A 13,423-nucleotide genomic window follows, 5' to 3' on the forward strand; every position below is an offset into this window, starting at 1 on the left:
GACATGGCGAAGTTCGACTTCGGCGACGACTCGGTCGTCGTCATCATCGGTTCGGGCGCGGGCGGCGGAACGCTCGCCAACGAGCTGTGCCAGAAGGGCATCAAGGTCGTGGTGCTGGAGGCCGGCGCGGTGCAGTCGCCCCAGAGCTTCATCAATGACGAGTGGAAGTCCTTCGGCCAGCTCGCCTGGCTGGACCCGCGCACCACCTCGGGCAACTGGCGCGTGGCGAAAGACTTCGCCGGCCTGCCGGCCTGGATCTGCAAGACAGTGGGAGGCACCACCACGCACTGGGCCGGCGCCTCGCTGCGCCTGCAGGAGCACGAGTTCCGCGTCAAGACGCACTACGGCGAGATCAAGGGCGCCAATCTGATGGACTGGCCGGTGACGCTGAAGGAACTCGAGCCGTACTACGCGCGCGCCGAAGACAAGATGGGCGTGACGCGCACCACCGGCATCCCCGGCCTGCCCGGCAACAACAACTTCAAGGTGATGTACTCGGGCGCCAAGAAGCTGGGCTACCAGGACGTGCACACCGGCAACATGGCCATCAACAGCCAGCCGCGCGACGGCCGCGGCCGCTGCCTGCAACTGGGCTTCTGCTTCCAGGGCTGCAAGAGCGGCGCGAAGTGGAGCACGCTGTACACCGAGCTGCCCAAGGCCGAGTCCACGGGCAACCTGGACCTGCGACCCGAGTCGCACGTGTCGAAGATCGAGCACGACGACAAGGGCAAGGTCACCGGCGTCGTCTACTTCGACAAGGCCGGCAAGGAGCAGCGCCAGAAGGCCCGCATCGTCTGCGTGGCCGGCAACTCGATCGAGACGCCGCGCCTGCTGCTGCTGTCCGCCTCGGCCATGTTCAAGGACGGGCTGGCCAATTCGTCGGGCCAGGTCGGGCGCAACTACATGCGCCACATGACCGGCTCGGTCTACGCCGCCTTCAAGAACCCGGTCAACATGTACCGCGGCACCACCATGGCCGGCATCATCCGCGACGAGGCGTCGCACAACCCGAAGCGCGGCTTCGCCGGCGGCTACGAGATGGAGACGCTGGCGCTCGGCGTGCCCTTCATGGCCGCGTTCCTCGACCCGGGTGCCTGGGGCGAAGACTTCGCCTGGTGGATGGACCACTACACCCACACCGCCGGCATGTGGCTGGTCGGCGAGGACATGCCGCGCGAGGGCAACCGCATCACGCTGAACAGCAACGTGAAGGACAAATGGGGCCTGGCCGCGCCGAATGTGCACTTCGACGACCACGACAACGACATCGCCATGCGCAACCATGCCTTCGCGCAGGGCGAGAAGGTCTACAAGGCGGCAGGGGCGATCCGCACCTTCCGCACGCCGCCGTACCCGTCGACCCACAATCTGGGCACCTGCCGCATGGGCGCCTCGGCCAAGGACAGCGTGTGCAACGCCTATGGGCAGACGCACGACATCGCCAACCTGTTCATCTCGGACGGCAGCCAGTTCACCACCGGCGGCGCCGAGAACCCGACGCTGACCATCGTCACCCTGGCGATCCGCCAGGCCGAGTACATCGCCAAGCAGATGACGGCGCGCAGCATCTGAGCCCGCCGCCATCCGAGGGAGACCCATCATGTGCGAATACTTCGTCAAGGCCGACCCGATCCAGTACGAGCAGCGCTCGCGCACGATCCGCATCCACGGCGTGCTCACCAGCATCCGGCTGGAGAACATGGTGTGGGACATCCTGGCCGAGATGGCCGAAGCCGAGGGCTGCACGACCAACGCGTTGATCGTGCAGTTCCACGACGAGATCCTCGCGCATCGGGGCGAGGTGCCGAACTTCGCCTCCTTCCTGCGCGTCACCGGCATGCGCTTCCTGCGCCGCAAGCTGTTGGCGCTGGAGTCGGAGCGCCCAAACGAGGGCGGGGCCGCGCCCTCGCCGCTGCGGCCCAGGGTCGTGGCCATGGGCACACGCTCCTGACGCTGCCCCTTTTCTCTCGCCACGGAGTCCGCATGGCCAAGGTGATCCACACCATGATCCGCGTGCTGGATCTCGAGAAGTCGATGAAGTTCTACGCCGAGGTGCTCGACCTGCACGAGTCGCACCGGCTCGACTTTCCCGACTTCGCGCTCGTCTATGTGCGCAATGCGCAGAACGACGTCGAGATCGAGCTGACGCTCAACAAGGGCCGCACCGAGGCCTACACGCACGGCACCGGCTACGGCCATGTCGGTGTGGTCGTGCCCGACGTGGCCGCGGCGCATGCCGCGCTCGTGGCCAAGGGCTACGAGCCCGCGCCGGTGAAGGAGTTCAAGCGCGGCGACGAGCTGCTCGCGCGCTTCTGCTTTATCCAGGATCCCGATGGGTACAAGATCGAGCTGCTGGAACGGCACGGCCATTACCAGTAAATTCGAAGTGCGACGGCCGGACGAGGCGACGGCAACGCAAGCAGTCCCAAAACACGCCCACAGGAGACACCCTTTGAAGAAGACGTCGAGTTCCTTCGTGCTGGCAGGCATCGCCTGCGCGGCCATGCTGAGCCTGCCGGTGCAGGCACAGCAGAACATCGAGAAGCTCAAGCAGATGAAGGTCGCGACCACCGACCTGAACATCCCCGTCGTGCCTCAGGAAGGCTGAACGCGGCGGCGATCCGCGAGAACCTCAAGCGCGTCAAGCTGCCGCCGGGCTTCAAGATCGACCTGTTCGCGATCGTGCCGGACGCCCGCCACATGGCCGTCGCCCCGTCGACCAACATGCTGTTCGTCGGCACCCGCAAGACCACCGTGTGGGCCGTCACCGACCGCAACAGCGACGGCGTGGCCGACGAGGTGAAGTCCTTCGCGCCCAGCCTGAAGTTCACCAACCCGAACGGCGTATGCTGGACCAAGGACGGCTTCCTGATCGTCGCCGAGCACAACCGCGTGCTGAACTTCCCGGCCGCCGAGTTCTTCTACGAAGGCCCGGATGTGGCCGTGATCGAGGTGGTGCCCCAGGGCAAGCTGGTGCCGCCCGAGGAGGAGTCGTACAACCACGGCGCGCGCACCTGCCGCGTCGGCGACGACGGCAAGCTCTACGTCACCCTGGGCCAGCCGTACAACGTGCAGCCGCGCGACAAGGTGGCGATGTACGAGCAGCTGGGCATCGGTGGAATGGTCCGCCTGAACGCCTTCGACGGCAGCGGGCGCGAGGTGGTGGCGCGCGGCGTGCGCAACTCCGTGGGCATGGACATCAACCCGAAGGACAAGACGGTCTGGTTCACCGACAACCAGACCGACGGCATGGGCGACGACACGCCGCCCGGCGAGCTCAACCGCATCACCAAGGCGGGCGGCGAGCACTTCGGCTACCCGTTCATCCACGGCAACAGCGTCGCCATTGCCGGCACGGCCGCGGCACCGGACCTGAAGGACATGAAGGCTCCGGCTGCCTGGACGAAGCCGCAGGTCGAGTTCCCCGCGCACCAGGCGCAGCTCGGCATGACCTTCTACAACGGCAAGATGTTCCCGGCGCAGTACCAGGGCGGCATCTTCGTGGCCGCGCACGGCTCGTGGAACCGCACCAAGGCCAGCGGCGGCCTGGTGAACTTCGTCTCGCTGAAGGCCGACGGCTCGGCGGACAAGAGCACCGTCTTCGCCGAAGGCTGGCTCGACAGCGAGACCGGCATCTACCGCGGTCGCCCGGTCGACGTGGCGGTGATGAAGGACGGTTCGCTGCTCGTGTCGGACGACTACGCGGGCGCGATCTACCGGATCACCTACAGCGCACCGTGAGGATGAAGCAGGTACTTCCCCTGCTGCTGGCCGCCGCGCTTCCGGGCGCGGCGGTGGCGGGCGATGCCTCGGCAGGGCGCTTGAAGGCGCAGGCCTGCTCCGTCTGCCACGGGCCGGTGGGCATCGCGGTCGCTCCCGAGACACCCAATCTCGCGGGCGAGCCCGAGGGCTACATCGTCCGGCAACTGCGGGCCTTCCGCACTGGCAAGCGCCAGCACGAGGTGATGAACGTCATCGCCAAGCCGCTCAGCGACGAGGACATCGACAACGTCGCTGCGTGGTTCGCGTCGATCCGGATCACGGCCACCGCGCCTTGACCTGCGGCAGGTGCGCGCCGGGACGGCGCGCACCTCCAGAAAATCTCTAACTGCAAACCCCGTCGCGGCGCACCGTGCGTTCGCGTAGCCTCGCTGCGCGCGCCGGGCCCCGGTGCACCGTGCCTCTTTCCCACCCACAGAACATGAACAAGACGCTGCCGCTGTCCACCCTGGCCCTTGCCCTGGCCGCCGCCTTTCCCGCCCACGCCCAGGTCGAGCTCGACCCCGTCGTCATCACTGCCGAGCGCACCCGGCAGACCACCTTCGACGCGCCGGCGGCCATCAGCGCCGTCACGCGCGACGTGATCGACAACGGCGGCTTCCAGGTCAACCTGTCCGAGGCGCTGAACCGCGTGCCGGGCATCAGCGTGCTGAACCGGCAGAACTACGCGCAGGACCTGCAGCTGTCCATCCGCGGCTTCGGCTCGCGCTCGACCTTCGGCATCCGCGGCGTGCGCCTGATCGTCGACGGCATCCCCGCCACCATGCCCGACGGCCAGGGCCAGGCCTCGACCATCGCGCTCGGCTCGGCGCAGCGCATCGAGGTGCTGCGCGGCCCGCTGGCGCAGCTGTACGGCAACGCCGCTGGCGGCGTGGTGCAGGTGTTCACCGGCACCGACGCGACCGTGCCCACCGTCAGCACCAGCGTCGGCATGGGCCCGTACGGACAGACCAAGTTCGGCGTCAAGTTCGGCCAGAACAGCGAGCGCGACAGCGTGGTGCTGGATGCGGCGCGCTACGCCACCAACGGCTACCGCGAGCACAGCGACGCGTTGCGCACCCAGCTCAACGCCAAGTGGGACCACGTGATCGACAAGGACTCGACGATCAGCCTGGTGGCGAACTCCTTCGACCAGCCGCTGTCGCTCGACCCGGGCGGCCTGACGCGTGCGCAGTGGGAGGCCAACCCCGAGCAGGCGGTGGCCGTGGTTAAGTCGCAGGACGCGCGCAAGGTGGTCAGCCAGAGCCAGCTCGGCACCGTCTACGAGCGCCGCCTGAGCGAGGCGACGACGCTGAGCACGCGGCTGTACGTCGGCTACCGCGATCTCGACAACGCGCTGTCGGTGCCGCCCACGGCGCCGGCGCAGACTTCGAACACCGGCAGCGGCGGCATCGTCTCCTTCGCGCGCAGCTACATGGGCGGCGGCGTGCAGCTCTCGCATGCCATCCGCCTCGACGAAGGGCGCGCGCTGCGGCTGACCGGCGGCGTCGAATACGACCGCATGAAGGAAGACCGCCAGGGCTACCTCAACACCGGCGGCGTGCAGGGCGCGCTCAGGCGTGACGAACGCAACTCCGTCGACAGCCGCGACGCCTACGCGCAGGCCGCCTGGGACCTCACGCCCGGCTTCACTGCCACGGGCGGCGTGCGCGCCAGCCGCGTGGAGTTCCAGACCCGCGATCTCTACATCCAGCCGGGCACACCTGACAACGGCGACGACAGCGGCAGCATCAGCTACAGCGCCACCAACCCGGTGGTCGGGCTGAGCTGGCGGGCCGCCGAATCGCTGAACCTCTATGCCAATGCCGGCCAGGGCTTCGAGACGCCGACCTTCACCGAGCTGTCCTACCGGCCGGCACCGGCTTCGGGCCTGAACTTCGACCTGAAGGCATCGAAGAGCCGCCATGCCGAAGTCGGCATGAAGTGGAAGATCGCCACCGGCCACCGTCTGGACCTGGCGGTGTTCGACATCACCACGCGCAACGAGATCGTCGTCGACACCAACGCGGGCGGCCGCACGACCTTCAAGAACGCCGGCCGCACGACGCGAAAGGGCGCCGAGTTCCAGTACCTCGGCCAGATGACCGACAGCCTGCGCGCCACGCTCAGCCTGTCGGCGCTGCGCGCACGTTTTGCCGACGACTTCGTCAGCGGCAGCGGCGCGACCGCGGTCAACGTGCCGGCGGGCAACCGCCTGCCCGGCACGCCCGAGCGCAGCGCCTTCGCCGAACTGGCCTGGACGCCGAAGGGCGCCTGGGGCGGCTTCAACAGCGGCGTCGAGCTGGTGCACACCGGCAAGCTGTACGTCAACGACGCCAACATCGATTCGGCCCCGGCCGCGACGGTGATGAACCTGCGCGTGGGCTTTGCGCAGAAGGCCGGCGGCTGGACCTTCAGCCAGTTGCTGCGGCTGGAGAACGCCACCGACAAGACCTACGCCGGCTCGGTGATCGTCAACGACGCCAACAGCCGCTTCTTCGAGCCGGCGCTGCCGCGCAACTGGATGCTCGCGCTGACCGCCAAGCACGAGTTCAGGTGAGGCGATCTTCGCTGGCGCGGCCGAGTCCGCGCAGCGCGGCCTCGAAGGGTGGTTGCCCGCACGGATAGACTGTGCGGGTGCTGATCCGCTCCTCCACCACCGTCCGCCGCGTCGCGCTGCCCCTGCTGGCGGCGATGCTGTTGATGCTCCAGGCCCTCGGCCTGCTGCACGCGGTCATGCACGGGACCGGGCACGGTGCGGGGCATGCCTTGCATGCGACGTCCGCCGCATCGCACGATGCAGCTGGCGACCTGTTCGGCGATCACGGCGACGACGCGACCTGTCGCCTGTACGACCAGCTGGCCCATGCCGACGTTGCCTGCGGCGTGCCTGTGCTGGCCCTGCCAGACACGACGCAGGTGTGCGTCAACGTCATCCTGCGCAGCGGGCGGCATGCGCCGCAGGCCGCGGGCTTCCTCGCCCGCGGGCCTCCTTTCACGGCTTGAAGACCCGGCCGCCTTCCGGCGGTCTTCGTGTGCGCCGGCCCGCATCGCGCGGGCTGGCGTGCGGTGCGCTGCCGTGCACCGTGCGGCTCTTCTCCGTGATGGAACCCCTCTCATGCCGACAACCCTTTCGCGCCATCGGCGCAACGCGCTCGCCTGCGCGATCGCTTCCCTGGGCCTGCCCGTGGCGGCCCAGGTCACCCAACTGGACCCGGTCGTCGTCACCGGCAACCCGCTGCGCTCCGACGACCTGGCGGCACCCGTTTCCGTGCTGTCGGGCGATGCCCTCGTGCTCAGGCGCGGCAGCTCGCTCGGCGACACGCTCAATGGCCAGCCAGGCGTCTCGTCGACCTACTTCGGCCCCAACGCCAACCGGCCGGTGATCCGCGGCCTGGACGGCGACCGCGTGCGCATCCTCGGCAACGCCGGGGCGTCGTTCGATGCGTCGAGCCTGAGCTTCGACCATGCGGTGCCGATCGACCCGCTGGTGATCGAGCGCATCGAGGTGCTGCGCGGCCCGGCGGCACTGCTGTACGGCGGCAGTGCCGTCGGCGGCGTGGTCAATGCGCTGGACAACCGCATCCCGAAGTCGCCGCTGAACGCGCCCACCGGCGCCGCCGAGCTGCGCCTGGGCGGCGCCGAGCGCGAACGCTCCGCCGCTGCGCTGCTCGAGACGGGCAATGGGCGCTGGGCGCTGCATGCCGACGCTTTCGGCCGGCAGACCTCGGACCTGCGTGTGCCCCGCTTCACGCCGGTGGAAGACGGCGCGGCGCTGCCCGAATCGACCCGCGTGCGCAACTCGGCCTCGCGCGCCAGCGGTGGCGCGCTCGGCGCGTCCTTCACGACGCCCACGAGCCATCTCGGTGCCGCGGTCGACAGCTACGACAGCCGCTACGGCATCGTCGCCGAACCCGACGTGATCATCCGCATGCAGCGCGAGCACCTGGCGCTGGCCGGCGAATGGCGCGAACTCGGCGGGCCGCTGCGTGCAGTGCGTGCGCAACTCGGCCGCACGGTCTACGAGCACCGCGAGATCGAAGGCACAGGCGAGGTCGGCACCACGTTCTCGACGCGCGGCACCGAGGCGCGCATCGAGGCGGAGCACGCGGCCATCGGCGGGGTGCGCGGCGTGCTGGGCGCCCAGTTCGAGCGCAGCGACTTCGCCGCGCTCGGTGCCGAGGCCTTCGTGCCGGGCACGACGACGAGAAAGCAGGGTGTCTTCCTGCTCGAAGAGACGGCCTGGCCGCTCGGCACGCTGAGCGCAGGCGTGCGGCTGGAGCATGCACGTGTCGACTCGGCCGGCGACGCCGATCCGGCGACAGCGCAGTTCGGCGCGCCGGCGTCGCGCCGTTTCTCGCTGCGCAGCGTCTCGCTGGGCAACGTCTGGAAGTTCGCGCCCGCGTGGAGCCTCGCCACCACGCTGGCGAGCACCGAACGCGCGCCGACCTCGTTCGAGCTCTACGCCAACGGCGTGCATGCGGCCACCGGTGCCTACGAGCGCGGCGACGCGGACCTGGGCGCCGAGCGGGGGCGTAACCTCGACGCGGCATTGCAATGGGCTGCCGGCCGCAGCTCGGTGCGCGTGGGCGTGTTCGAGGCGCGCTTCTCGCGCTTCATCAACCTCGCGGCCACCGGCGCCACGGTCGACGTGGTGGCTGAAGACGGCTCGCTGGAAGCCGTGCCGGAGTACGTGTTCCGCTCGGTGCGCGCGCGCTTGCGCGGCATCGAGGCGCAGGCGAAGCACCGTTTCGACGCCGGGGCCTGGTCGTTCGAGCTGTCGGGTCAGCTCGATCTCGTGCGTGCCGACGACCTCAGCAGTGGCGAGCCGCTGCCGCGCATCGCCCCGGCCCGGCTGAGGCTGGGGCTCGACGCGGTGACGGGCCCGTGGACGGGAAGCGCGGAGCTCGACCATGCCGCGCGGCAGGGCCGCGTGGCGGCCACCGACGTGGCCACGCCGGGCCACAGCCTGCTCAACTTGGCGCTGTCACGGCGCTTCGCACTGGGCGGCAGCGACGCGCTGGCCTTCGTGAAGCTGGCCAACGCGACCAATGCACTGGCCTACAACGCATCGACCATCCCGACCGTGCGCGACCTCGCGCCGCTGCCCGGGCGCTCGTTGAAGCTCGGTCTGCGCGTGAGCTTCTGAGTCAGGCGGAGGTGCTGCGCGAGCGTCAGGGAGCCAGGCGCTCGCGCACCCAGTGGCCGCCGTCCTGGCGGTAGCGCAGGCGGTCGTGCAGGCGCGACTTGCGGCCCTGCCAGAACTCCCAGCGGTCCGGAACCAGCCGGTAACCGCCCCAGTGTGGCGGCCGCGGCGGGTGGAGCAGGAACTTCGCGCCATAACGCGCCGCGTTGGCCACCAGGACGGCGCGCGACTCGATCACCTGGCTCTGCGGCGAAGCCCAGGCGCCGATGCGCGAATCGAGCGGGCGCGTCTTGAAGTAGGCATCAGATTCGGCCTCGTCGACCTTCTCGACGCGGCCTTCGATGCGCACCACGCGCTCGAGCTCGACCCAGTGGAACTGCAGCGCCGCGAAGGGGTGGCCGGCGAGCTCGCGTCCCTTGCGGCTGTCGTAGTTGGTGAACCAGACGATGCCGCGGGCGTCGTAGCCCTTGATGAGCACCACGCGCGTCGAGGGCCGGCCGTCGGCACCGACGGTGGCCACGGTCATCGCGTTCGGCTCGGGCAGTTCGGCGCTCAGCGCCTGCTGCATCCACAGCTCGAACTGCTGCAGCGGATCGGCATGGCTGGCGGACTCGTCGAGTTCGTCGCGCTCGTAGCTCTTGCGCAGGTCGGCGATGACGCGGGAGGGGTCGCTCATGATGCATCGAGTATAGAGATGAGACCCGGTCGATCAGGGTCTACCCGCCTGACAGACATTGCTAAGCAAATCTGCTTACGGGGAATGCCTTAGGTATACGTCCCACTACCTGATTCGGAGTGCGGATCCCATTCTGTTTCCAAGGCGCGAGGCATGCTCGTGCCATCGACAATGAACAAGAACAGGGGTGGCGCATGACTGCGCAACCGGCGGTGATCGTGTTGGCGGCGGGCAAGGGAAGCCGGTTTCTCGGCGCCGACCACAAGCTCGCCCAGCGTCTGGGAAGTGCAACGGTGCTGGCCACCACGCTGCGCCACGCGGTGGCCACGCAACTGCCCGTCATCGCGGTGACCACCGAAGCCCTTGCCGATGTCGCGCGCCGGAGCGTGGCCGCGCGCGACGTGATCGTGCTGCCCGAAGTCGGCGCGCCGGGCCACGAAGGCCTGGGCATGGGCTACTCGATCGCCGCAGGGGTGAGCGCCTGTCCCGATGCCGGCGGCTGGCTCGTGCTGCCCGGCGACATGCCGATGGTGCGCACCGCGACGCTGCTCGAGGTGGCGCGCGAACTGGCGCGCCATGCGGTGGTGTTCGCGCAGCACAAGGGCATGCGCGGCCACCCGGTGGGATTCTCCGCGGAGCTCTACTCCGAGCTGACCAGCCTGCGCGGCGACGAGGGCGCTCGCCGCCTGGTGGCGCGCTATCCGGCGGTGGGCATCGAAGTCGACGACCCGGGCGTGCTGATCGACGTCGACACCGAGGCCGACCTGGACGCCGTGCGCCAGGCCCAGCAGCGCGGCGAACAGGCGCCGCAGCGGCTCTGACGCCGCGTCGCTTCGGCGGCTCAGCCCAGCGCCAGCGCGAGCTTTTCGAGCCGCTCGATCTCGCGGTCGCGGATGCCGCAGCGGCGCAGTGAAGCCGCTGTCTCGAGCAGGTACTCCAGCGTGCTGCCATATCGCCCCGAGGCATGGCGCAGGATGTCGAGCAACTGCTCGTCGCTGAGCTCGCCGGTGTGCGCCGGGCTGGCACGGTCCAGCGTGAACGCCAGCGCGCGCACCGTGCCCTGCGGCGTGCGGCATGGCACCCAGCGCGGGTCGTACACGCCGGTGGGCATCTCGCGTTGCCACAGGCGCTCCAGTTCGGCGGGCGCGCGGCAGCGGTCGATGCGGTAGACCATGCCGCGGCAGGATCCGCCGGACACCAGCGCGAACACCAGGCCGGGGCGTTGCGGCGTGCCACGGTTGATGCGCGAGCGCATGCGCAGGGCGCGGTGCCAGCCGTGCACGGCCGCGCCGCGCTGCTCCTCGGCGTCGAATTCGGGGCGCCAGATCAGCGAGGCGTAGCCGAACACCCACAGGTCTTCGTCGCCGCCCCAGGCGCGCAGCGTCTCGTCGAGCATCGCGCCGGGGTCGCGCAGCAGCAGCGGATCGCCTTCGTCCATCATTCCGACACTCTAGAATGAATCGAACAACATTGAAGGAAAAGCATGAGCGATGCCAATGACGACGTGCAGAACTACGCGCTGGCCGTGCTGGCGGGCGTGGTGGCCCTGGTCGTGGCCGGAGTGATCGCGCTGGCGGTCTCCACCAGCCGCAATGCCGTGCCGGCCAAGCCGGCGGCGGCCGCCGCGCCCCAGGAGGCCCAGCCGCGTGTCTATTTCGAAGTCGATTCCGACGCCTTGCCGGCTGACGCCGCCGAGGTGCTGAACCGCGTCGCCGATGCTGCGCGCGGCAAGCCTGGCACCACCGTGCTGATTTCCGGCTTCCACGACGCCACCGGCAACCCCGAGCACAACGCCGACCTGGCCAAGCGTCGGGCGCAGGCCGTGCGCCACGCGCTCGAAGCCAACGGCGTGATGCCGAGCCAGCTGGTGCTCGACAAGCCGCAGGAAACGACGGGCGGTGCCGACGCCCGCGAGGCCCGGCGCGTCGAGTTGCGTCTGCAGTAGGGCAAAGCCGCTTGTTTTGACGATGTAACCTGGTTACCGGATAATCAGGGCTTGAGTTACAGCCCCGGTGACGCCATGAAGCCAGCCCTCGTCGAAGTCACGCAACGCATCCGCGAGCGCAGCGCGGCCAGCCGTTCGGCCTACCTCGCGCGCGTTCAGGCCGCCATCGACCGCCCTCGCGGCTCCGACCGCATGGGCTGCGCCAACGTGGCGCATGCCTTCGCGGCGCTGCCGCCGAACGACAAGCTGCGCGTGGTGGCCGAACGCGCGCCGCACATCGGCGTGGTCACGGCCTACAACGACATGCTGTCGGCCCACCAGCCTTACGAAGGCTTTCCGGCGCTGATCCGCGACGAAGCGCGCAAGCAGGGTGCCACCGTGCAGGTGGCCGGCGGCGTGCCGGCGATGTGCGACGGCGTCACCCAGGGCCTGCCCGGCATGGAGATGAGCCTGTTCTCGCGCGACACCATCGCCATGAGCACGGCCATCGCGCTGACGCACGACGTGTTCGACGCCGCGCTGCTGCTGGGCGTGTGCGACAAGATCGTGCCCGGCCTGCTGATCGGCGCGCTGCATTTCGGGCACCTGCCTTGCGTGTTCGTGCCGGCCGGGCCGATGAGCACCGGCCTGTCGAACAACGAGAAGTCCAAGGTGCGCGAGCAGTTCGCGCAGGGGCTGGTGGGCCGCGACAAGCTGCTCGAGGCCGAGTCGGCTGCGTACCACGGCCCGGGCACCTGCACCTTCTACGGCACCGCCAACAGCAACCAGATGCTGCTCGAGGCCATGGGCCTGCACGTGCCGGGCGCGGCCTTCGTGCACCCGCATGCGCAGATGCGCGAGGCACTGACGCGCGAAGCGGTGCGCACCGTGCTCGGCATCGTCAAGGCCAAGCGCTTCACGCCGATCGGCCGGCTGGTCGACGAACGCGTGATCGTCAACGCGATGGTCGCGCTGCTGGCCACCGGCGGCTCCACCAACCACCTGATCCACTGGGTGGCGGTGGCGCGCGCGGCCGGCATCCAGATCGACTGGACCGATTTCTCCGACCTCTCGCACGCCACGCCGCTGCTGGCGCGCGTGTACCCGAACGGCAGCGCCGACGTGAACCAGTTCCAGTCGGCCGGCGGCCCCGGTTTCGTGATCCGCGAACTGCTCGAAGGCGGCTTCATGCACGCCGACGTGGCGACCGTCGTCGAAGGCGGCCTGCACGAGTTCGGCAAGGCGCCGCACCAGGACGGCGCGGGGCTGCGCTGGAACGCGCTGCCGAAGGCCAGCGGCGACGAGGGCATCGTGCGTTCGGTGGCGAAGCCCTTCAGCCCCGAGGGTGGCCTGAAGCTGCTCACCGGCAACCTCGGCCGCGCGGTGATCAAGATCTCTGCCGTGCCGGACGATCGCCACGTCATCGAGGCACCGGCGCGCGTGTTCGCCTCGCAGGAAGAGCTGCTGGCGGCCTTCAAGGCCGGCGAGCTCGAGCGCGACCTGATCGCCGTGGTGCGCTTCCAGGGCCCGCGCGCCAACGGCATGCCCGAACTGCACAAGCTCACGCCGCCGCTGGCGGTGCTGCAAGGCAAGGGCTTCAAGGTGGCGCTGGTCACCGACGGCCGCATGAGCGGCGCCTCGGGCAAGGTGCCGGCGGCCATCCACGTCAGCCCCGAGGCGCTGGCCGACGGCCCGCTGGGCAAGGTGCGCGACGGCGACGTGATCCGCCTGGACGCCGTGGCAGGCACGCTCGATGCATTGGTCGATGCGGCGGAGTGGGCAGCTCGCATCCCGGCCCACATCACCGACGCGGCATCGCAGACCAACGCCCACGGCCTCGGGCGCGAACTCTTCGGCGGCATGCGCCGCAACGTGCTCAGCGCCGAAGAGGGCGCCTGCACCTGGCTCTGAATCGCAA

12 protein-coding genes and 1 pseudogene are annotated in these 13,423 nt (G+C 69.5%); 11 read left to right on the top strand and 2 right to left on the bottom strand.

The features are described 5' to 3' along the window. Positions 1-3: 3 nt before the first annotated feature. From HZ992_RS05825 to HZ992_RS26025, 8 genes and pseudogenes are all read left to right on the top strand, one after another. Positions 4-1,572, top strand: coding sequence for a GMC family oxidoreductase (locus HZ992_RS05825; protein WP_209385731.1), 1,569 nt, complete (start codon positions 4-6; stop codon positions 1,570-1,572). A gap of 28 nt (positions 1,573-1,600) precedes the next feature. Further along, positions 1,601-1,951: a ribbon-helix-helix domain-containing protein gene (locus tag HZ992_RS05830; protein WP_209385732.1), complete on the top strand. Its 351-nt coding sequence runs from the start codon at positions 1,601-1,603 to the stop codon at positions 1,949-1,951. A gap of 32 nt (positions 1,952-1,983) precedes the next feature. Next, a complete protein-coding gene (locus HZ992_RS05835) occupies positions 1,984-2,379 on the top strand; it encodes a VOC family protein (RefSeq protein ID WP_209385733.1) in 396 nt (131 codons plus the stop codon). Positions 2,380-2,503: 124 nt separating this feature from the next. Further along, positions 2,504-3,741: pseudogene (locus HZ992_RS05840) on the top strand (sorbosone dehydrogenase family protein). Between the two features lie 2 nt (positions 3,742-3,743). Continuing rightward, the gene (locus HZ992_RS05845; RefSeq protein WP_209385734.1) at positions 3,744-4,058 is read left to right on the top strand and encodes a c-type cytochrome; all 315 of its coding nucleotides are present in this window, start codon (positions 3,744-3,746) and stop codon (positions 4,056-4,058) included. A gap of 143 nt (positions 4,059-4,201) precedes the next feature. Next, a complete protein-coding gene (locus HZ992_RS05850; RefSeq protein ID WP_209385735.1) occupies positions 4,202-6,319 on the top strand; it encodes a TonB-dependent receptor family protein in 2,118 nt (705 codons plus the stop codon). Between the two features lie 77 nt (positions 6,320-6,396). Then, positions 6,397-6,765: a hypothetical protein gene (locus HZ992_RS05855; protein WP_209385736.1), complete on the top strand. Its 369-nt coding sequence runs from the start codon at positions 6,397-6,399 to the stop codon at positions 6,763-6,765. Between the two features lie 112 nt (positions 6,766-6,877). Next, a complete protein-coding gene (locus tag HZ992_RS26025; RefSeq protein ID WP_209385737.1) occupies positions 6,878-8,908 on the top strand; it encodes a TonB-dependent receptor in 2,031 nt (676 codons plus the stop codon). Between the two features lie 25 nt (positions 8,909-8,933). On the opposite strand, the gene pdxH is transcribed toward HZ992_RS26025, so the two are convergent. Further along, entirely contained in the window at positions 8,934-9,581 is a 648-nt protein-coding gene (gene pdxH / locus HZ992_RS05865) for a pyridoxamine 5'-phosphate oxidase (protein WP_209385738.1), read from the bottom strand. A 194-nt stretch (positions 9,582-9,775) separates the two neighbouring features. Here pdxH and HZ992_RS05870 point away from each other — a divergent pair, with 194 nt between their 5' ends. Beyond that, a complete protein-coding gene (locus HZ992_RS05870) occupies positions 9,776-10,402 on the top strand; it encodes a nucleotidyltransferase family protein (protein WP_209385739.1) in 627 nt (208 codons plus the stop codon). Positions 10,403-10,422: 20 nt separating this feature from the next. Here the strand turns inward: HZ992_RS05870 and HZ992_RS05875 are convergent, their stop codons facing one another. Beyond that, positions 10,423-11,022: a gamma-glutamylcyclotransferase gene (locus tag HZ992_RS05875; RefSeq protein WP_245213364.1), complete on the bottom strand. Its 600-nt coding sequence runs from the start codon at positions 11,020-11,022 to the stop codon at positions 10,423-10,425. Between the two features lie 42 nt (positions 11,023-11,064). On the opposite strand from HZ992_RS05875, the gene HZ992_RS05880 reads away from it, so the two are divergent. Both HZ992_RS05880 and edd read left to right on the top strand, forming a co-directional pair. Further along, a complete protein-coding gene (locus HZ992_RS05880; protein WP_209385740.1) occupies positions 11,065-11,526 on the top strand; it encodes an OmpA family protein in 462 nt (153 codons plus the stop codon). 75 nt (positions 11,527-11,601) lie between these two features. Continuing rightward, a complete protein-coding gene (gene edd, locus HZ992_RS05885) occupies positions 11,602-13,416 on the top strand; it encodes a phosphogluconate dehydratase (protein WP_209385741.1) in 1,815 nt (604 codons plus the stop codon). Positions 13,417-13,423 lie beyond the last annotated feature (7 nt).

The organism is Rhizobacter sp. AJA081-3, from assembly GCF_017795745.1.
Lineage (GTDB): Bacteria > Pseudomonadota > Gammaproteobacteria > Burkholderiales > Burkholderiaceae_C > Piscinibacter.